We start from the raw sequence: 20,870 nt of genomic DNA, 5'->3' as shown, positions 1-20,870 counted from the left end.
TTGAGGCATGATTCGCACAGGAATTATTGAAACCAGAGAGACTAGTTCATCCTTTATTCACTTTCGTGAAGACGGAATCGTTCAAATCATTTTCAAGGATGATACCGTTATCGATGTGGCAAATCAATTGGAGAATTTGAAGGTATTTCTGGAAGTTTTGGGTGAGGAAAAACGTCCATTTATGTTCGAAGCTATGGAAGGTGTAACGGTCACACGTGAAGGCAGAGACCACGCTGTTCAGATGGAATCGAAAACACCGGCTTGCGCTTATGCAATTGTTGTGACAAATTTGGCCTATAAACTCATTGCCGATTTCTATTATCGCTTTAACCGGCCCAAATATCCTTTTAAGGTCTTCAGAAAAAAACACGAAGCTGAAGCCTGGCTCCGAACCTTTATTTAAATCTGTTGAAAATAAAGTGCAAAAAGCCTTTTCCGGCTTGATTTCTCAGAACTAGTTTAAGCTACTTTTGTGGCATGCAATATTCATCCAGAATTATTGAAGAAGCTGTTGAACAATTGTCCTCCCTGCCTGGGGTGGGACGACGTTCAGCTTTGCGTTTGGTATTAAGTATGCTGAAAAAAAAGCCAGAAGAAATTGAAAAATTCTCCGCTGCTTTTTTGCATCTGGCACATGATTTAAAGCATTGCAATAATTGCCATAATATTTCTGATGAAAGCATTTGTTCCATTTGCGCAAATCCCGGCAGGGAAGAATCATTGCTATGTGTAGTGGAGGATATCCGCGATGTGATGGCAATAGAAAACACAGGTCAATTTACCGGAAAGTACCATGTGTTAGGGGGAATTATTTCACCTATGGATGGAATTGGTCCGCAAGATTTGCAAATTGAATCGCTGGTGAAAAAGGTGGAGTCCGGCGAAATAAAAGAAATCATTCTTGCACTTTCTGCCACTATGGAAGGCGATACCACCAATTTTTATCTTTTCAGAAAATTGAAAGATTTTAATATTAAAATCAGCAGTATCGCAAGGGGAATTTCCGTGGGAGATGAACTGGAATATGCCGATGAAGTTACGTTGGGAAGGTCTATTTTAAACCGTATTCCCTATGAATCCGGCTTTACGGTTGGCAAATAATAGTGGCCTTTGACCGTTATAGGTCCGATTGAATTTATTTTGCTTTATTTTGTGCCCATTGCATGAAGCTTTCCATCGTCATAGTGAATTATAACGTCGAGTATTTCCTCGAGCAATGCCTTAATTCTGTTTATGCCGCTCTAAAGGAGATAAAGGCAGAGGTGTTTGTGGTGGATAATAACTCGATCGACGCTTCCTGCACCATGGTGAAGAAAAAATTCCCGCAGGTAATTCTCATCGAAAATAAATTCAATGCCGGATTTTCTAAAGCCAACAATCAGGCCATGCGGATGGCAAAAGGAGAATATGTCCTCTTGTTAAATCCGGATACCGTAGTGGAAGAAGACACGTTTAAAAAGGTGATTGAATTTATGGACCAACATCCGGATGCCGGTGGATTGGGTGTAAAAATGATCGACGGTAAAGGGAAGTTTTTACCTGAATCGAAACGTGGACTACCCACTCCTGCGGTTGCGTTTTATAAAATATTCGGACTATCCGCCTTATTCCCAAAATCGCGTCGGTTTGGAAAATATCACTTAGGTTATCTGGATAAAGAAGAAGTACATGAAATAGAAATTCTTTCCGGTGCATTTATGTTAATGCGGAAAAATGCCTTGGAAAAAGTGGGTCTGCTGGATGAGGATTTTTTCATGTATGGCGAAGATATCGATCTCTCTTACCGGATAATTTTAGGCGGATACAAAAATTATTACTTCCCAAAAACACGAATTATCCATTACAAAGGAGAAAGCACCAAAAAAAGTTCGGTGAATTATGTGTTTGTGTTTTACAATGCCATGATCATTTTTGCACGCAAACATTTCTCCGAAAAAAATGCAAGGCTGTTTTCTTTTTTTATTCACCTGGCCATTTATCTCCGTGCAGGAATGGCCATTATCAGTCGGGCCATCAAGCAAACCATTGTTCCACTTATTGATTTTGCACTCATACTTGGAGGATCTGCTCTGATTGCAAATTATTACGGCGAATACAAGAGCATTCATTTCCCGGAACAAGTTCTACAAATTGCCATTCCCTCCTACTCCATCATTTGGTTATTGTCGGTTTGGCTCTCCGGTGGGTATGATAAACCGGTTAAACTTTTAAAAATTATAAAAGGTTTAGCTATTGGTACAGCAGTTATTCTCATGGTTTATGGTTTGTTGCCTAAGGATTGGCAATTCTCCAGAATTTTCATTTTGCTTTCTTCTCTCTGGGCAACCCTGGTTTACATCAACCTGAGATTAATTTTTCATTTAAGCGGATGGAGAAATTACAATCTTAAACAACGACGCACAAAACGCTTTGTGATCATTGGCAAAACAGACGAAGCAGACCGGGTAGCTGGTTTATTAAAGCAAACGAATAATTACTCCGATTTTATCGCTTTTGTACAGCCGGAAAAAGGAATTAAGGACCCTCATTTTGTAGGCGACATTTCCCAACTCAATGAGATCATCGACGTCCTGCGAATCGATGAAATTATTTTTTGTGCCCGTGATAATTCAGCACAACAAATCATCGATTTAATGTCCACCTCCGATCACTCAAAAGTGGATTTTAAAATAGCACAACCTGAAAGTTTGTATCTGATTGGAAGCAATAGCATCGACACCTCCGGCGATTTGTACGTTATCGATATCAACTCCATTTCCCGACCGGCCAATGTCAGAAACAAACGAATGTTCGATTTATTTGGTTCAATTTGCTGCATTCTTTTCATACCGGTTATCGGACTAATTCGTCCTTCCAATTTTTCCCTATTACCCGATTTTTTAAAGGTTTTCATTGGGAAAAAAACACTCATCGGATATCAGGTGGCAAATCCCTCCCATTACCGACTTCCTAAAATTAAACCGGGTGTTTTTAGCACCGCAAGTAATATCTCAATTAATTCTCAATCAGAAGATTGGATTAAAAAAGTAGATATTATTTATGCCAAGGATTATAAGCTGGGCAATGACTTCAAATTGCTGTTTTCGGGTTTGTTTAAAAAACCTTCTGAAAGAAAAAGCTAAATAAGCTGATTATCAGTTTTTCACATTTTATTAAAGTGCTTGTTCAATAGGATAATTAGCTTATTTTTGTAGCTTAATCTAAAATCAAAAAAAGCAAATAAAATGTCGCAGGTCGAAGTTTTGTTGCCCAAAATGGGAGAAAGTGTTGCAGAGGCAACGATCATCAAATGGTTGAAAAATGAGGGGGATATGGTTGAACTCGATGAACCCATCATTGAAATTGCAACGGATAAAGTTGACTCCGAAGTTCCTTCACCCAATGCGGGAATTCTGGTTAAAAGATTATGCAACGAAGGCGATGTGGTGCAAGTTGGAAAAGCAATTGCCATCATCGGATCTGAAGCCTCTGCTGCTGCAACTCCTGTAGCCCCTAAAGCAGAAGTTTCCGTAAGCAATGCACCAGTTGCCAATACAGCTTCAGTTAGTTCGAATGGTCACCATTCCACCCCTGCTCCATTGGTAAAAAATGGCGGACAAGGAAAATTTTATTCACCTCTCGTTCGCACTATTGCACAAACAGAAGGTGTCACCATCGAAGAATTAGACTCCATCCAGGGTACCGGCTTGCAAGGACGCGTTACCAAAAAAGATATTTTGAATTACCTGCCTAACCGCGGTAAAGGAAAAGTTCAAACTGTAGTTCAGCAATCACCTGTTACCGTTGCAGAATCAAAACCGGAAAGCAAAATCGAAGTCAGAGAAGAAAAGAAAGTATCTGTTCCGGTATTCCCAGGAGATGAAATCATTGAGATGGACCGCATGCGTAAGCTGATTGCGGAATACATGGTGAATTCGAAAAAGGTTTCTCCTCACGTTACATCATTCGTTGAAGTGGATGTAACCAACATGGTTTTATGGAGAGAACGAGTGAAGAAGGAATTCGAAAAAAGAGAAAAAGAGAAATTAACCTATACTCCGATTCTCATCGAAGCCATTGTTAAAGCGATCAAGGATTTCCCAATGATCAACATTAGCGTTGATGGCGACAAAATCATTAAACGCAAAGAAATCAACATCGGTATGGCAGCTGCATTGCCTTCCGGAAATTTAATTGTGCCGGTGATTAAAAACGCCGATCGCTTAAATCTGGTAGGTATTACACAAGCCGTAAATGATCTTGCTAATCGTGCAAGAAATAATCAATTAAAACCAGATGAAATTACAGGAGGAACTTACACGGTTTCCAATGTAGGTACGTTTGGAAATGTAATGGGTACGCCTATTATTAATCAACCGCAGGTTGCCATTATGGCTACCGGTGCCATCCGGAAAAAACCTGCAGTAATTGAAACTCCTTTTGGAGACACTATTGGTATTCGACATATGATGTTCCTTTCTCACTCGTACGATCACAGAGTGGTTGATGGCGCATTGGGTGGAAGTTTTGTGCGGAGAGTGGCCGATTACCTCGAACAATTCGATATGAACCGCGAAATCTAATACCTGAAATCAAATCTGATGCGAACTAAAAAGGCCTTTTTACTTGTAGTAATTTTCTTTCTTACAGGAATCGTTTCCGGCGTATTTGCGCAAGGAACCCCACCATCGGATGAGGATCTGAGAAAAATTCCTCTACCCGATAAATTCGACATTGCCACAGAACTGATGAAAGAAAAGCAGTACTACCAGGCATTGCGCGTTTGGTTGATTATTCTGGAAGAAAAACCTGACAATGCCAACTACAATTTTAAGGCAGGGGTTTGTTATTTGAATTTGAACCTGAATAAAACGAAAGCACTTCCTCATTTGGAAAAAGGCCTCAATCAGGTTACCAAAAAATACAATCCCTTCGACTTTACCGAAACCCAGGCTCCTGTCGATTTATACTATTACCTCGGAAAGGCTTATCATTTAAATTATCAGTTCGATAAAGCCATCGAAATGTTTACCCGCTTTAAATCAGAAGCAGGTACAAAACACATTCTCGCTCCGGATGCTGACCGTCAGATTGCCATGGCGAACAATGCAAAATATGAAGTTGCAAATCCTCGCCAGGGAAATACCCAAACCATCAATTTGGGTCCGAATGTCAATTCCGAATACTCCGATTACTCTCCGGTAATTTCCTTAGATGAAAATGCACTCTATTTTACCTCAAGAAGATTGAGAGCCGATTCGTCCAACATCCGAGCTATTATTCCGGATGATGGTAAATATTATGAAGATATCTACGTTTCATTCCGTAACCGTGAAACTGGTGAATGGGGCAAAGCGCAACAAGTCGATTTATTCAACAAAATGCGCGAGAATGAAGCTACCATCAGCGTTTCGGCCGATGGTCAACGTCTCTACATTTATCACGATGTAGATGGTGATGGAAATATTTATTATTCCGACTTTGTTGATACGGCTTATACCGAAATGGAACCCATTGGTGACTTCGTCAATTCAACCTCATGGGAAACTCACATTACTTTTACTCCGGATGGAAACACAGCTTATTTCGTATCGGATCGTCCGGGCGGATTAGGTGGTCGTGATATTTACAGAGTAACTAAATTACCGAATGGACAATGGAGTACTCCGTTTAACGTTGGAGCGCCTATTAACACCATTTACGATGAAGACGCCCCATTTATTTCTGCGGATGGACGCGTACTTTATTTCTCCTCCAACTCCGATAAAAGTATGGGAGGATTCGATGTATTTGTTTCCGAATTCAAAGAAGACAAAACCTTTTCTGATCCCGTTCCCATTGGGGTTCCGATTAACTCTGTAGATGATGATGTATTCTTCATCACCAGTGCCGATGGAAAAAGAGGTTATTTCAGTTCTGTACGTTCCGACACCTATGGTGAAAAGGATATTTACATGATTCAGCTGGATTCTACTGCTATCGTAAATGTGGCTATCTTAAAAGGATATATTAAAGTCCCTTCCGGACAACCGATTCCTAATGGAATTGTGATTTTGGTTTCCGACCTCACCGAAGGTGGCGATCCAACCGAATATAAGCCTCGTCCGCAAGATGGTTCTTATGTATTCGTTTTAACCCCTTGCCACGAATACCTGGTGGATTATCAAATGGAAGGAAATACATTCCATCAATACCAATTCCAGGTTCCTTGTGAAGCTTCTTATCAGGAACTGGAAAAGGTGCTTCTGTTAGATCCAGTGGCTATGGGTATTATTGAAGAAAATCCGGAAAACAATACCAATACTACCAACGAGACTACCTATACCTGGAAAGTGTTAGGGAATCTGGATAATCTCAAAGGCAAAAAGTTGTCGGTAGAAATCATGGATGAGAACGGTAAAAAAATGGCCACCGAATCGGTGAATCCCGACGGTACATTTAATTTCCGCAAATTAAATCCGGACAATACCTATCTCTTCAAAATGAAGGTGGATAACATCACCCTGTGTGAAGAACTTGAAATTGTATTGGTCGATAATACGAATAAGGTGGTGGGCACAACTACCAGAGACGGAAAATGTAAATACAGTTACAACAAAAAAGAAGTTGCTACGAATAACAACAACAACACCAACCAAAATAATGTTGTTATTAAAGCGGAACCTAGTTCCTACGAACGTTATTACAACTACAACAAAAAAGGAGTATCGGATGATAAGAACTTTAACAAGTTCGTAAACGATGCAGCGAAGTTGGTGAAAGCAAATGGTGTGGTGTATATCGATATTGAGTCCAGCGCATCAAAAGTTCCAACGGCTACCTTTAAAACAAATGAAAACCTGGCTAAGGTGCGTATGGAAGAAGCCAAAAAGCGATTGATCATTGCCCTAAAAGCAAAAGGTATTTCTGAAGACAAAATCAAGTTCGTTTCCGAGACTTCAATGGTTCAGGGACCTGAGTATAACGGCGACTATAAAGAGAATGCGGATGAGTACCACAAGTACCAGTACATCCGTTTAAAAGCAAAATAATTAACATTACTATGTGCAATTTTACCTAAAAGGGTAAAATATTACAGGTTGATTAATAGGTAGCTTTGGTAAGTTTCAATGAAATTGACCAAAGCATATCTGTTAATAACTCTGTTTCTGGCAGCGGGTTTGTCCTACGGGCAAGGATCTGAGCGTAAGCTATTAAAGAAGGCCAGAAAGCAATTAACAGAGGGTCAGTATGCCGAGTCTAAACAGACCTATGCGAAGCTGATTGAGATGAATCCTTCGAAAGTCGATTATCATTTCGAAGCCGGTTTATCCTATTTTAATTCTGAAGTTCAAAAAGAAAAATCGCTTCCTTATTTTGAAGAAGCACTTCGCCGGTCAGGTAAGGATACCATTGCAGAGATCTTTTTGTACCTGGGCAAAGCTTATCATTATACCCATCAATTTGATAAAGCGATATACTATTATAATGAGTTCAGAAGGTTTTTAGACGGATCACCGGATGGACAACTTTTATCGCAGGATTTAACCCGGTACATTGAAATGTGTAATTCCGGAATTGCACTTCTCGGTGAAGAAAATAAGACATTAAAAGTTATTAATCTGGGAGAACGGGTAAATACAGATTACTCTGAATATACTCCTGTTGTAAAACAAGATGAAACGATCCTCATTTTTACCGGAAGAAAAAGTGGTAGCACAGGTGATCAATTATATATGGATTCAAAGTATTTTGAAGACATCTATGTAAGCTACAAACTCGATTCTTTAACCTGGTCCTTCCCTACTAAATTCGATTCTTCGGGTATTTATATTTCGAGTAAAGTAAATACAAAGAGTCACGATGCCGTTATTGGATACAATGAAAATGAAACCAAATTATTTATCTATCGAGATAAAGATGTTTGGCAATCGGAATTGATAGATGGCGTATGGTCGGAACCGGTTCGTATGAATAAAAATGTGAATTCGAGAAGTCACGAACCCAGTGTTTTTATTACGCCCGACGAACAACTATTATATGTAGTATCGAATCGCGGTGGCGGATTTGGTGGTAGAGATATTTATTTGAGTCACAAACAACCTGACGGAACTTGGGGACCAGCAGAAAATCTGGGGGAATCCATCAATACACCCTTTGATGAAGATGCGCCGTTTTTAAGCCACGACGGTAAAACATTTTTCTTCTCTTCTAAAGGACATAACTCCATTGGTGGGTATGACATTTTTAAATGTGAGGTGGTGGGTGGACAACTCAGCAAACCGGTTAATCTCGGTTTACCATTAAACTCTGCCGGTGATGATATCTTTTATTTAGTTTCTGCTGATAATACCTACAGTTATTTTTCATCATCCAGAATGGGTGGCTTTGGAGATATGGATATTTATCGCGTTCAACTCGATTGCAGAAATATACCTAATACCGAAATCAGAGGATTGGTTTTAGCAGGTGATAAAATGTTACCTGCCAGTGCTAAAATTACCATCACAGATAAAAAAACAGGTAATCTGATAGGCACTTATACCTCTGATAAATACAGCGGTAAATATGTGATTGTATTACCACCAAACAATACCTATCAAATGGAAATGGTGGTTGACGGATTTGAAGTTTCTCGTCCGCACACCCAGGAATTTACCCTACCCAAGCAGTGCGAATTTTTCCCTTTGTTTCAGGAGATCAATGTTAAACGGAATAAAGATACACTTACCAATCAACTCGCTCAGGAATCGAAATTTAAAAACGCTATGTTCGATGTGAAAACGAATTCACTCGAAGAATTTAAAATTGATCGTTTACCAGAAGACGGTTCATTCCTAAACCGCGATGCGAATCCTGATTTATGGATGGCACTGGGTGGTAGAGTAATGCACAATGCTGTGATACCTGGTAAAGGAATTGAGATCTTTTTAGTGAATGCACAAAATGAAATTGTAAGAACCACACGAACTAACGAGGACGGATATTTCCAATTTCTACATGTTGATCCAAAGGAAACCTATAAAATTCTAATCGATGAAACCGATGCACGCTTAAGTAATTATGGTGATGTGCAGCAAGGTTCTAATGTGGACTTTTCGTTAGAAGGAACCATCGAAAAAACCGATTTGCGTTCTAAAGAAAGTACTCCCGTAAATGAAATGCCGGTTTATCTGGTGAACGAAACCAAGGAAATTGTAAAAGCTACTGCCACCAATAAAGTCGGATTTTTCAGATTTAAAAATGCAGAAGAATCGAAACGTGATCTGGCTTTATTAAAGGATAACGGAGCGTTTTTGTATAAAATTGATATTGGAGATGCCGACCAATTATTCTCTTCTTACATCAAAACCCTTGATCCACAAACCAAAGAACTTTATTATACCGAGTTCATCGATCGTGTGTATCTGGAAAAACTCTTGAAGGAGATTCCAAATTTCGAGAATATTTATTTCGATTTCGACCGCTATTTCCTTCGTCAGAAAAGTATTGTTACCCTCGAAACGATCGCCACATTTATGATTGCTAATCCAGACGTTAAAATCGCCATGGACGGACACTGCGATCATAAGGGGACCGACGAATACAATGTAAAACTCTCGGAAAGAAGATCGAACGCAGCCTATAATTACCTGCTTTCGAAGGGTATCGACCGCTCAAGAATGAAACAAGCCTGGTATGGCGAATCCAAGCCTGCAGCTGCCAATACCAATCCGGATGGAAGCGACAATCCCGATGGACGACAATTAAACCGCCGTGTGGAGTTTAAAGTGAATATTCCCGATGTAGCGGAATTCACCTTCAGTTTTTAAGTCCCCATCTATTTCTTTTTCAATTATTCCCAATTTCTGTTATTTTTATAAAGGCGATTGGTACACATGTTGTATACGTTGTTGAAGTGAAAGAATTTGGATTGATGAAGAAATATTTATTTTTTCTCTTGTTAACGATTATCTCTACCGGATCCATGGCGCAACCTGATCCTGGTATTGCTGAAGATTTTTTAAAAAAAACGAATTACCTCTACGCTATTCCCGAGTACAAAAAACTCTTAAAACTGGAAAGGGATAATGCCGACTATAATTTCCATTTAGGGGTTTGCTATTTGCGTACGAACATTGATAAGGTAATGGCTATTCAATACCTCGAACGTGCCTACAAACAACCTAAATATCCCGCAGAAACGCCCTTTCAACTTGCCATTGCTTATACCTACGATTACAAATTCGATAAGGCTATTGAATTATTTCAGGAGTTCCGAAAAAAGGCACCGGCAAAACTGCATGCTTCCATTGATAAATACATCGATAATTGTCAGGTTGCAAAACAAATGATGCAACATCCCATTCCGGTTACTTTTCAAAACCTTGGTCCCGGAATTAATTCCGAATTCCCCGATTATTATCCCTTCACCACAGGTGATGAAAAAACCATTTACTACACCTCGCGCCGCAAAGAAGGAAAATCTTCGAAAGTGGAATACGATGGATATTATGCTTCGGAAGTATTTTCTACAACATTTAATGGTGAAACTTTTACCTCCGGTAAACTGGTAACACAAATGAATTCCACTTACGATGATCAGGTGGTTGGATTATCTTCTGATGGTGAAAGTGTATTCTTGTTTTCCACCGGAAGCGAAGAAAAGGGCGCATTGTACAGATGTTATAAAAAGAATGGTGCCTTTAAAAAGGAAACTTTCGTAGAACAGGTAAATGCCGAGAAGAGTATTGAAACTTCAGGTTATATGTCGCCCGACGGTAATATTATTTTTTTTGCAAGTAACCGCTCCGGTGGTGCAGGAGGATACGATATCTGGATGGTTAGAAAATTACCCAATGGCAAATGGGGAATTCCATTTAATTGCGGACCAGAAATCAATACCACTGGTGATGAAGATTTCCCCTCCTTGAGTCCCGATGGATTAACCTTGTATTTTAGTTCAAATGGATTACCGGGAATGGGTGGATACGATATTTACAGTTCTTCTTTTGATCCTGAAACAGGAATGTTTTCTCAGGCTAAAAATCTAGGATATCCGCTCAATACGCCGTTTGATGAACGTACCATTTCATTTGCAGAAGATGGGAAGCATGCCTATGTATCTGCTCAACGAAAAGATGGTCAGGGCGATTTGGATATTTACCGCGTTACATTTGAAGAAGTAGAATTCATTCAGACATTATTCCTTATTACTATTCCCAATCCGGCTAAAACGGAAGAAACGTTAAAGGATGTTATCATTTCCATTTCCACCGAATCGGGTGATGTAGTTGGAGATTATCGTCCCAACCCCGGTACCGGACGTTATACGATTATTCTTGGTCCCGGTAAATACGTTCTCAGTGTTGAAGCGGATGGTTATAAAACGCATTCGGAAAACATTAAGGTGAATGAATTCACCCATCGTTTGGGTAAGATTGAGAAAATAATTAATCTTACTGCAGAATGATGATTTTATGAAATTACAACTTAAGCGTCCACTTTGTTTTATAGATCTTGAAACCACCGGTGTGAATGTGGGTGCGGATCGTATTGTAGAAATTTCCATATTAAAACGAAATCCGGATAATTCCGAAGAAGTGTATACCAAAAGGATGAATCCTTGTATGCCCATTCCGCTGGAGTCATCGCTCATCCACGGAATTTACGATGAAGATGTGGCTGCCTCTCCTACTTTTGCCGAATTGGCCAATGAGATTTTGCAATTCATTGGTGAAGGAGATTTAGCAGGATATAATTCCATTAAATTCGATTTCCCTGTTTTAGTAGAAGAGTTTCTGCGTTGTAATATCGACTTCGATATCCGTAAAAAGAAAATGGTTGATGTACAGGCTATCTTTCATAAGATGGAACAACGCACATTAGCAGCCGCCTATAAATTTTATTGCCAGAAAGAACTTACCAATGCACACAGTGCTGAAGCCGATATTAAAGCTACAGCCGAGGTGCTGGATGCGCAATTGGAGAAATATGTAGATTTAAAATCGGATGTGGATTACCTGCATGAATTTACCAAACCTAAATATGTTCCACTGGATTTTGCAGGAAGAATTGTCTATAACGAAAAAGATATACCTGTTTTTAATTTTGGTAAACACAAAGGAAAAGCGGTGGAAGAAGTATTTAAAAATGAACCCGGATACTATTCCTGGATGATGCAGGGTGATTTCCCCTTGTTCACCAAAAAAATCATTACAGAGATCAAACAAAACATGAAAGCACAATGAAAATAATTTGCATTGGTAAAAATTACGCCGACCACGCCAAAGAACTCAATAGTGCCGTTCCCACCGAACCAGTTTTCTTTTTAAAACCGGATACTTCATTATTGCAAAAAGGACACCCCTTTCACTATCCTGATTTCACCGAAAATCTTCATCACGAAATTGAGATTGTACTTAAGGTGGGGAAAATGGGAAAAAGCATTGAAAAAGAATTTGCTTTAAATTACATTTCTGAAGTAGGAATTGGCATCGATTTTACGGCGCGTGATCTTCAGGAAAAAGCAAAAAACAAAGGCTTACCCTGGGAAATTGCCAAAGCATTTGATAATGCCGCTATAATTTCGAATGAGATGATTCCCCTTGCAGAAGCTGGTGATTTATCCGCTTTAACATTTCGTCTCGATATTAACGGAAAGACCGTTCAACAGGGAAATGCTGCTGAAATGGTTTTCGATATCCCCACCATTATCGCTTATGTATCTCGTTTTATCACGTTAAAAACAGGCGATTTGATTTATACCGGTACACCGGCGGGTGTGGGTCCTGTTAAAATCGGAGATCAACTCGAGGGATTCCTGGGCAATAAAAAAATGCTGGAGCTCGAAATAAAGTAAAAATCAGTAATGAACTAATTTCTTAGTTATAATTCCACCGGAGTGACTAATTTTTAATTGGTACATTCCCCTTGGGAGTGGTTCTGTAATTCCGCTTAACTGTATACGGTGACTCAATTTTCCTCCAACTAAAAGTCGTTCTGAATAAACGACATCACCGGTTACGGTGATTATTTCAATGACTAAGTTTTCGCTCTCGAGCGCGTAGAAGTCAACCACGATTTCATTGTTGAATGGATTCGGATATACCGCAATTTCTTCGTTTTGACTTTTAGCTGAACTCAATGAATTTCCATTGAGAAATTGATATGCGAGAGCTACATCGGGAACACCGTTACCAACCATGTAATCCGGATTGAGATAATGATCTCCGCTTTGTTCCAAGGCATGATAAATTTCCATTGCCGATTTATTGCGCGACGATTGCCAGAGTGAAGTGGCTATTCCCGCAAGAATAGGCGATGCAAATGAAGTTCCGTTTGCTAATCCAATTACTCCATCCGGCCAAACGATATTGGCATACATTCCCTGCGCGCTTATATTCGGTTTTAATCGTCCATCATAACTTGGTCCCTGCGAAGAAAAATAAGCATAGGATTTATCCGGCATTACAGCACCAACGGTCAAAACCGAATCGCCATCTGCAGGGGCAGAAATATAATGCCAGGGAGCAGCGCCGGAATTACCCGCAGCATTTACCACTAAAATCCCTTTAGAAGCCGCCAGGTCCGCCGCAATAGTAATCCGGGTGGTATTCCCATCCATATCGGCATACGTGTGATTCGTGGTGGTATCGTCGAATTCCGTATAACCTAGTGAGGTATTAAAAACATCAACACCTACGCTATCTGCAAACTCGGCTGCGGCTATCCAATTGTCTTCTTCAGATAAGGTTTCCGTTGCATCGTTTTCGGTGACAAATAACCAATAGGAAGCACCGGGAGCAGTCCCGATAAAATGCCCCGGATCCCAAGCTGCCATACACGATAAAACAGTGGTTCCGTGAAAATGATAATTGTTGTAAACGTTCACTTCATTATCCACAAAATCGTAGGTACCTAAAATTCTTCCTTCATTCCGCAAACGCGAAAAAACCGACATCTGATCTACATTAGGAAAACCTGCATCCATTACAGCCACCATCATTCCCGTTCCATCAAATCCTGCATCATGAAGTAAATGTCCGTTCATGATATTGATCTGGTTGTAAGAAATGGCGTAATAATTATCTGAAGCAATTTGCCAACCCGATTCGCGGGTGTCGGATTGAACATAATTTTTTTCAACCTGGGCCGTGGAAGAAACAAAACTTCGTTCAGCATGATGAACAAAAGGCAAAGCCAGCACCTGATTTAAAGCATTTGAATCAGCTAGTTCAACGCTTGCACCATTGAGCCATTTGCTGGCAAAACGGACATGGACTCCATTGATCCCTTTCAGTGTGGAAAGGTATTGCGGATCAACCGGTAAATCGGTAGCATTAACAGCTATTCCCTGGTTGATTCGGCGTTGAATGGAACGTTGACTTAAATAATCTTCCGGATGCTGAAGTGTGAATGGCGTATTTGTTTTATCGCTGAAATAGACAAATACACGAAAAGGACTTTGAGCTTTTGATAGCTGGAAAAAAAATAAAAATACCAGCACCAATCCCCTATTCCACACCATAAGAAATCAGGTTTTGGAATAACATATAACCGCGGTTTACTTGTGTAGAATCGCCATTAATAATTTCGATATCTACATATTGTTTTTTTACCAATCCAATTTCTTTGGCATAGATTTCAAAACAATCCTGCTTTTCTATGAAATTGGAATAATCGCGCTGACGAACCAAAACTGTTTGACTGAGCGATTGGTTGTTGAGGGTCAAGGGTTGATTAATATTCTCGTATAAATAATTCCATTGTCCGATTTGATTATACGCATTCCCATTCCAAACCGAGGTTTCTGTCATAGGAAAAACCAAACGTATATACCGTTGGTTTTCTTCTACGGTTTGTGCATTTTGTTCGCCACGGTAGTGATACCAGACATCTTTTATCACCCAAGGTAACGTATCAGCAGTTCTCCAATAACGTTCAACACGAATACAGGGTTGACCGGTATTATCAATAAAAACAGATTGATTAATTTGCTTCAGCTGATAGCGCGTGGTATCAAACCTGCTTACGGGAGCATCGATGTTGATTTCGGCCACATTATAAATGACATATTTCCCAATATCGAGCGGAAAATACAATTTCCCTTCTTCCGGAAGTTCCGGATCAGCTTGCTTTTTACAGGAAATGGATAAGATTACCAGTAAAATGAGAATAAAACTATTTCGGTTTTGTACCACTCGTTCCTTTATTTCCGTTTTGCTTTTGCTGCTGAATATTGTTTTTGCGTTCTTCCATTTCCTTGATGTAAGCTTCCTCTTCCTTGCCTTCTAATTTTTTGCCTTGCTTGTAATGAGCTCTGGCTACTTCCTTGCCTTCATCGTCGTATTGTATGCGAACGCCCTCTAATTTACCATTTAGATAAAACTCACGCAACATCATTTTTCCATTGGTGTGATAATAAAGGACTTCTCCGGCGTACATATCATCTTTGTATGCCCCTTTTATCATGGTTTTCCCATCCTCAAAATAACGGATCCATTCGCCATTTCGTTTGCCTCCTTTAAAATTTAATACTTCAGATGGAGATCCATTTAAATAAAAGACGGTTTTCTTTCCTTCATTCAAATCATTGACAAACTTTTCGGAAGAACTTAATTTACCGCGCTCATCATAAAACAACCAGATGGAATCTTTTTTCTGATTGATATACTTTCCCTCAGATAATAGATTTCCGTTTTCATAATAGTATTTACCTCTGGAAGTTTTTCCATCGGTCATATAGGTAATTTTTGCTTTCAGCTTGCCGGATTCGTAATAATGTTCGAATACACCATAAGGCTTTCCGGCTTTGAATTGACCCTTATATCGAACCTTGTTGGTCTTATCATAGGTCACCGTCCATGGACCCGTTTTCTGTCCTTTGGCGTCCAGTTGATTGGTTTTGGTCGGTTGTCCTTGCTGTGGACTCGTTTGTGCCACTCCTTGCAGGGAAATCATCATCACAGAAATAAAAAACAGGACCTTCATATTTTCAAATTTAACCATTCATTTTTTTCAATACAATTATCGGGCCTCGACTTGCGCCAGTAAATCCATTATGCCTTGGGTAAATACCGACCATTCGAACCGCTTGCTTTCCAATTGAGTATTTTTAATCATTTCCTCCTCACGGTGGTGAAGAAAAAAATCCTCGATGGATGATGCTATAACGGAAGGTTGAGTACTGGTTACATAGCCCACTTTACCATGGGGAACCGTCTCTGCCAATCCGCCTACATCCGTTACCAGCATCGGTCTACCAAAATGATACGCAATCTGAGTTACGCCACTTTGGGTTGCCGTACGGTAGGTTTGTGTAACAAGACTTGCGGCACTGAAATAGTACTTCACTTCGTCGGAAGGAATAAAATGATCATGCAAAACAACCACCTGCTCCAGCTGATGATCACTGATGAATTTTTTGTAGGGTTGATCATCCTCATAAAACTCACCTGCTATTAATAATTTTACGCTATATTTTTTAACGTCTACCCTGCTTAATGCTTCAAGCAGAATATCCAGTCCCTTGTATTTTCTAATGATCCCAAAAAACAATAAGTAGTTGTAGTCCGGATCGAGCCCCAATTTTTCCAAAGCCAATTTTCGATCTACTGCTTCACCGAAAATATTATAAATAGGATGCGCCAATAATTTTTTGGGTCCCTTTACATTAAATTTATCCAGATCGGAAAGAACCGATTGCGACATCGCGATAAAGCCGTGGCACTGTTTTAAAAAATAGGACGTGAATACCCTGTCGCCCGGTCTTCCTTCGTGTGGAATAACATTATCCGTAATGGCGATTACCGGAATTTTTTTTCGCAGCGATTTACAAATGGACCCGAGTGCTGGTCCCATAAAGGGAAGCCAAAAGCGGACTAAAACAAGATCTGGTTGATAGGCTTTAATTTTTCTGGAACTCTTCCTCCACGAAATCGGATTTACCGAATTAATGCATGTATCAATATCAAGATCCGCTGGTGTTGCGCCCGATTCAAATTGTGTTTTACCGGGGAATAAAAATCCGGGATACTGTAGTGAAAAGGAGAAAAGTCGAACCTGATGTCCTTCTTTTTGCAATGCCCGCGCTAAAGCTTCATTAAAATTTGCAATACCGCCACGCAATGGCCATGCTGGTCCTATGATCGCAATTCTCACTTATCGGAAGTTGAAAAACCGGTTTTGTCCTCTACATGATAATTGTTGCGGGTCGACGAATTTCTAACCAGCAATTCAGCCAAAAATCCGGTCAGGAATAATTGAGTTCCCAATATCATGGTTGTAAGGGAAATGTAAAAAACCGGACGCTCAGCAATTTTGCTTCCTGCGGTATTGATAAATAATTTATCGATTCCCATATACAGGGCAAGTATAAAACCGATGAAAAACATTAAGGTTCCCAAAGCTCCGAAAAAGTGCATGGGCTTTTTGGAAAAACGACTCACAAAAGTGATGGTAAATAAATCGAGAAATCCATTGATAAAACGATTCCACCCGAACTTGGATGATCCGTATTTCCTGGCCTGGTGCGCAACTACTTTTTCTCCGATTTTTTTAAAACCGTTCCATTTGGCAATAACAGGAATGTAACGGTGCATTTCGCCCATTACCTCTACCGATTTTACCACCTTGTTTTTATACGCCTTTAATCCACAATTGAAATCATGGAGATAAATGCCCGACATTTTACGTGTTGCCCAATTGAATAACTTGGTGGGAAGCGTTTTCATGATGGGATCATAGCGCTTCTTTTTCCAACCGGAAACCAAATCATATCCCTGCTCGGTGATCATGGCATAGAGTTCCGGAATTTCATCGGGACTATCCTGCAAATCCGCATCCATCGTAATTACCACACGTCCCCTTGCAGCTTCAAATCCCACATGCAAGGCCGCCGATTTGCCGTAATTTCTTCTGAATTTAATTCCCTTTACATTATTGTTCTCCGATGAGATCGATTGAATGATGCTCCATGAATTATCATCGCTTCCATCATCCACCAAAATAGCTTCATAACTAAACTTGTGTTGCTTACAAACGCGGTCAATCCACGCGCACAATTCCGGAAGAGATTCTTCCTCATTTTTCAGAGGAATGACTAACGATATATCTAAAGGGTATTCCATGTGTTACAAAAATGCCAAATTGGACCCAACTGTTGGTCTGATTCAAAGAATAAGTATCAGCAATGTATAGTTAATATCTTAGAGATAAACGGAAGCCTCGGTGAGAAATTCAACCCTTAACATTTTTTAATGGGTCGTGGTCATATCTTCCGCCACCACAATGATAAAATCCGATTTATCCAGGTTTTCCTTTTCCAATACATTCACATTTTTTTGGCTCACCGTGGTGATGGAACCCAATTGTATGCCCGGAGAATACTTTTTTAAATACCATTGAATACCCTCGCCATACTCCGAGTGCCAGGATCCGTTATAGTGAATACCAAATTTTCCTTTCGACCAAGCCTTGGAAATAAACCATGCCATCGTAGCATCTTTAACCGCTTGTGCTTTGGGTAAATTATCACCACCGTGACCACCCGACATCTCCAGCATGCGTTTGTAGCAGCCTAATGATCCATCATATTCAATGGGCAATGGAGCGATCCAGTTTTTTTCTTCCTGACTTAAAAGTGCCAATGAATCTAAACCACGTTTATAAACCAGATTGGCATATTTGCGGGGGACATTCGCACAGATGAAAGCAAGTTTTTTTCCTTGGCAAAATCCACCAAAGGCTTGTAATCTGTTTCATAATTGGGCCACAAACGAACTTTTTCCTTAAACACTTTTTCGTCGATGTTACCCTTCAAAAAATCGTCCATTCCCAATTGATTATCCGCTTCGAACATTTCTGCAGCGAGAAACATATTTTCTTTTTTCACTTCCCAACAGGCCTGCGTTAAACGAAGCTGAATCCAGTGTGCAATGGCATTGTTGTGCAGCTCTCCAAAAAACACGACATCATTTTTCAGCAATCGTGCACTTGCATCAGCAAAGCGAACTTCTTTGCCCTTCGAATCAAAAATCCGAAATGCAACCAGATCTTCCTTACTTTTTCCCTTTTGTGCGAAGCCGGTAAGGACATTCAACACCAGGGCCAAAACCATCAACTTTTTCATAGGAGCTTTTTTGTAAAAATAACATTCCTTTTTAAACAAATTAAACGCTGAATACTAACTATCTTTGTGCCATGAAACGCGTTGTTGTAGGCCTTTCGGGGGGAGTAGATTCCAGTGTTGCCGCCTATTTGCTGAAAGAGCAAGGGTATGAGGTGATTGGGATTTTTATGCGCAACTGGACCGATGAGTCCGTTACATTACACAATGAATGTCCCTGGATAGATGATTCCACAGACGCGATGCTGGTGGCAGAAAAACTGGGAATACCTTTTCAAACCATTGATTTCTCGGCAGAATATAAGGATCGGATTGTTGACTACATGTTCCGGGAATACGAATTGGGAAGAACCCCTAACCCGGATGTGTTGTGTAACCGTGAAATAAAGTTCGATGTGTTTTTGGACGCCGCTTTAAAATTGGGTGCAGATCTGGTGGCCACCGGTCATTATTGCCGGAGGGATGAAATTCAGGGTCCAGATGGACCGGTTTATCGCCTGTTATCCGGATTGGATCCAAATAAAGACCAGAGTTATTTTTTGTGCCAGGTATCGCAAGAACAGCTTTCGAAAGCACTATTTCCCATTGGACATTTACAAAAAAGTGAAGTAAGAGCCATAGCGGCCCGCGAAAATTTAATTACCGCCAACAAAAAAGATTCACAAGGATTATGCTTTGTCGGACAAATCAGCCTGCCTGAATTTTTGCAACAAAAGTTGAAGGTAAAAGAAGGGAAAGTGATAGAAATCCCTTCCGATTTGCCAATGTACACCGATTACAATTCCCTAAGCGATTCCGATTTATCAGGCCTCTCCCACCCTTTTACGTATCAGCCAGAAATGGGTAAAATAGTTGGAAAGCATGACGGGGCTCACTTTTATACCATTGGTCAACGAAAAGGTCTCAACATCGGAGGCACAGCCCGTCCCTTATTTGTGATAGCGCTGGATGTAGAAAATAACATTATTTATACCGGACAGGGAGAAGATCATCCCGGTTTATACCGCAAGGCCTTATTCATTCGAAATGATGAAATTCATTGGATCAGAAAAGATCTGATACCCGGAAATGGCGGTTTAAAAGTGAAGTCCAGAATCAGATATCGTCAGCCCCTGGAAGATGCGACGATCATTCCATCACCCGAAGGGTGGTACTTAAAATTCGACAGGCCTCAGAAGGGAATTACTCCCGGTCAGTTTGCTGCCTGGTACCTCGATGATGAATTGATTGGTTCGGGAGTAATCCATTATTGAAAGATTTCCTCATCCTTTGGTTAAAAAAATGAAGCACGTTTTTTATTGCAGGAAATTTTGCATTTGGAAATTCCTTTTATATTAGCCCCGAAATTAAAAACGCAAAACATCTTTTAGCTTTCGAGTAATGGAAAAGAAGAAAAGTATCATTAGCTATGAGAAATTAAGTCCTGAAATGCAACAGGAGCTTAAAAAGAAGTATCCTGCCGGTTATGCCGGGCATGTACAGAAAATAGTTACGCCTAAGGAAACACTTACCGTTGTTACCCTTGAAACAGCCGAAGCCATTTACCTGGTTAAGGTTAAATTCGTAGAGAAAAAATCAAAATCGGTCGATGATGAGGATGAAGAATTCTTTGGCGACGATGACTTTAGTGTTCCGGATACCGGAGGCGGTTTCGAAGGCGATAAGGGAGAATTCGGAGCGGATGACGACGACGAAGAGGAATATGATAAACCGGATGCCGACGGAGGTGATGATGATGAAGCTGGTGATGATGCCGGTGATGATGATGATGAAGATTAAGCTAAATGATTCCTATATTTAATCC

General features: G+C 40.1%; 16 protein-coding genes and 1 pseudogene. 11 read left to right on the top strand and 6 right to left on the bottom strand.

Annotation, left to right across the window (positions count from 1 at the left end):
* The first annotated feature begins 7 nt into the window (after nucleotides 1–7).
* The 9 genes from K1X56_04180 to K1X56_04140 all read left to right on the top strand — a co-directional run bounded on the left by K1X56_04180 (nucleotide 8) and on the right by K1X56_04140 (nucleotide 12,799).
* On the top strand, nucleotides 8–403 hold the full coding sequence (locus tag K1X56_04180; protein MBX7093897.1) for a hypothetical protein: 396 nt from the start codon (nucleotides 8–10) through the stop codon (nucleotides 401–403).
* A 74-nt stretch (nucleotides 404–477) separates the two neighbouring features.
* Nucleotides 478–1,101, top strand: a complete 624-nt coding sequence (recR, locus tag K1X56_04175; protein MBX7093896.1) for a recombination mediator RecR — start codon at nucleotides 478–480, stop codon at nucleotides 1,099–1,101.
* A gap of 62 nt (nucleotides 1,102–1,163) precedes the next feature.
* Entirely contained in the window at nucleotides 1,164–3,122 is a 1,959-nt protein-coding gene (locus K1X56_04170; protein ID MBX7093895.1) for a glycosyltransferase family 2 protein, read from the top strand.
* A gap of 102 nt (nucleotides 3,123–3,224) precedes the next feature.
* Nucleotides 3,225–4,562: a 2-oxo acid dehydrogenase subunit E2 gene (locus K1X56_04165; GenBank protein MBX7093894.1), complete on the top strand. Its 1,338-nt coding sequence runs from the start codon at nucleotides 3,225–3,227 to the stop codon at nucleotides 4,560–4,562.
* A gap of 18 nt (nucleotides 4,563–4,580) precedes the next feature.
* Complete coding sequence (locus K1X56_04160) at nucleotides 4,581–7,010, top strand: hypothetical protein (GenBank protein MBX7093893.1); 2,430 nt, start codon at nucleotides 4,581–4,583, stop codon at nucleotides 7,008–7,010.
* Between the two features lie 78 nt (nucleotides 7,011–7,088).
* The gene (locus K1X56_04155) at nucleotides 7,089–9,770 is read left to right on the top strand and encodes an OmpA family protein (GenBank protein MBX7093892.1); all 2,682 of its coding nucleotides are present in this window, start codon (nucleotides 7,089–7,091) and stop codon (nucleotides 9,768–9,770) included.
* Between the two features lie 104 nt (nucleotides 9,771–9,874).
* Nucleotides 9,875–11,410: a hypothetical protein gene (locus K1X56_04150; GenBank protein MBX7093891.1), complete on the top strand. Its 1,536-nt coding sequence runs from the start codon at nucleotides 9,875–9,877 to the stop codon at nucleotides 11,408–11,410.
* Between the two features lie 7 nt (nucleotides 11,411–11,417).
* Nucleotides 11,418–12,188: a 3'-5' exonuclease gene (locus tag K1X56_04145; GenBank protein ID MBX7093890.1), complete on the top strand. Its 771-nt coding sequence runs from the start codon at nucleotides 11,418–11,420 to the stop codon at nucleotides 12,186–12,188.
* The gene (locus K1X56_04140) at nucleotides 12,185–12,799 is read left to right on the top strand and encodes a fumarylacetoacetate hydrolase family protein (GenBank protein ID MBX7093889.1); all 615 of its coding nucleotides are present in this window, start codon (nucleotides 12,185–12,187) and stop codon (nucleotides 12,797–12,799) included. Before K1X56_04145 ends, K1X56_04140 begins: the two co-directional genes overlap by 4 nt.
* Before the next feature lie 3 nt (nucleotides 12,800–12,802).
* On the opposite strand, the gene K1X56_04135 is transcribed toward K1X56_04140, so the two are convergent.
* From K1X56_04135 to K1X56_04110, 6 genes and pseudogenes are all read right to left on the bottom strand, one after another.
* Nucleotides 12,803–14,467: a S8 family serine peptidase gene (locus K1X56_04135; protein MBX7093888.1), complete on the bottom strand. Its 1,665-nt coding sequence runs from the start codon at nucleotides 14,465–14,467 to the stop codon at nucleotides 12,803–12,805.
* Nucleotides 14,454–15,140 (bottom strand): hypothetical protein, encoded by a 687-nt coding sequence (locus tag K1X56_04130; protein ID MBX7093887.1) that lies wholly within the window; start codon nucleotides 15,138–15,140, stop codon nucleotides 14,454–14,456. The genes K1X56_04135 and K1X56_04130 overlap by 14 nt, the downstream gene beginning before the upstream one ends.
* Nucleotides 15,121–15,930, bottom strand: a complete 810-nt coding sequence (locus K1X56_04125; GenBank protein MBX7093886.1) for a toxin-antitoxin system YwqK family antitoxin — start codon at nucleotides 15,928–15,930, stop codon at nucleotides 15,121–15,123. Before K1X56_04125 ends, K1X56_04130 begins: the two co-directional genes overlap by 20 nt.
* A 36-nt stretch (nucleotides 15,931–15,966) precedes the next feature.
* The gene (locus tag K1X56_04120) at nucleotides 15,967–17,100 is read right to left on the bottom strand and encodes a glycosyltransferase (protein ID MBX7093885.1); all 1,134 of its coding nucleotides are present in this window, start codon (nucleotides 17,098–17,100) and stop codon (nucleotides 15,967–15,969) included.
* Nucleotides 17,097–18,068: a glycosyltransferase family 2 protein gene (locus tag K1X56_04115; GenBank protein ID MBX7093884.1), complete on the bottom strand. Its 972-nt coding sequence runs from the start codon at nucleotides 18,066–18,068 to the stop codon at nucleotides 17,097–17,099. The genes K1X56_04120 and K1X56_04115 overlap by 4 nt, the downstream gene beginning before the upstream one ends.
* A 126-nt stretch (nucleotides 18,069–18,194) precedes the next feature.
* Nucleotides 18,195–19,069: pseudogene (locus K1X56_04110) on the bottom strand (ChaN family lipoprotein).
* Nucleotides 19,070–19,140: 71 nt separating this feature from the next.
* On the opposite strand from K1X56_04110, the gene mnmA reads away from it, so the two are divergent.
* Both mnmA and K1X56_04100 read left to right on the top strand, forming a co-directional pair.
* On the top strand, nucleotides 19,141–20,319 hold the full coding sequence (gene mnmA, locus K1X56_04105; protein MBX7093883.1) for a tRNA 2-thiouridine(34) synthase MnmA: 1,179 nt from the start codon (nucleotides 19,141–19,143) through the stop codon (nucleotides 20,317–20,319).
* A gap of 127 nt (nucleotides 20,320–20,446) precedes the next feature.
* Entirely contained in the window at nucleotides 20,447–20,845 is a 399-nt protein-coding gene (locus K1X56_04100) for a hypothetical protein (GenBank protein MBX7093882.1), read from the top strand.
* Nucleotides 20,846–20,870: the final 25 nt, after the last annotated feature.

It is taken from the genome of Flavobacteriales bacterium, from assembly GCA_019694795.1.
GTDB lineage: Bacteria > Bacteroidota > Bacteroidia > Flavobacteriales_D > UBA2798 > UBA2798.
This window is presented reverse-complemented; position numbering and strand designations above follow the sequence as displayed.

Bases quoted from the DNA above. Each gene is read 5' to 3' on its own strand.
- K1X56_04145 (MBX7093890.1), top strand. From the start codon at position 11,418: ATGAAATTACAACTTAAGCGTCCACTTTGTTTTATAGATCTTGAAACC.
- K1X56_04125 (MBX7093886.1), bottom strand. From the start codon at position 15,930: ATGAAGGTCCTGTTTTTTATTTCTGTGATGATGATTTCCCTGCAAGGA.
- K1X56_04170 (MBX7093895.1), top strand. From the start codon at position 1,164: ATGAAGCTTTCCATCGTCATAGTGAATTATAACGTCGAGTATTTCCTC.
- K1X56_04165 (MBX7093894.1), top strand. From the start codon at position 3,225: ATGTCGCAGGTCGAAGTTTTGTTGCCCAAAATGGGAGAAAGTGTTGCA.
- K1X56_04115 (MBX7093884.1), bottom strand. From the start codon at position 18,068: ATGGAATACCCTTTAGATATATCGTTAGTCATTCCTCTGAAAAATGAG.
- K1X56_04180 (MBX7093897.1), top strand. From the start codon at position 8: ATGATTCGCACAGGAATTATTGAAACCAGAGAGACTAGTTCATCCTTT.
- K1X56_04135 (MBX7093888.1), bottom strand. From the start codon at position 14,467: ATGGTGTGGAATAGGGGATTGGTGCTGGTATTTTTATTTTTTTTCCAG.
- K1X56_04150 (MBX7093891.1), top strand. From the start codon at position 9,875: ATGAAGAAATATTTATTTTTTCTCTTGTTAACGATTATCTCTACCGGA.
- recR (MBX7093896.1), top strand. From the start codon at position 478: ATGCAATATTCATCCAGAATTATTGAAGAAGCTGTTGAACAATTGTCC.
- K1X56_04100 (MBX7093882.1), top strand. From the start codon at position 20,447: ATGGAAAAGAAGAAAAGTATCATTAGCTATGAGAAATTAAGTCCTGAA.
- K1X56_04140 (MBX7093889.1), top strand. From the start codon at position 12,185: ATGAAAATAATTTGCATTGGTAAAAATTACGCCGACCACGCCAAAGAA.
- K1X56_04155 (MBX7093892.1), top strand. From the start codon at position 7,089: ATGAAATTGACCAAAGCATATCTGTTAATAACTCTGTTTCTGGCAGCG.
- mnmA (MBX7093883.1), top strand. From the start codon at position 19,141: ATGAAACGCGTTGTTGTAGGCCTTTCGGGGGGAGTAGATTCCAGTGTT.
- K1X56_04160 (MBX7093893.1), top strand. From the start codon at position 4,581: ATGCGAACTAAAAAGGCCTTTTTACTTGTAGTAATTTTCTTTCTTACA.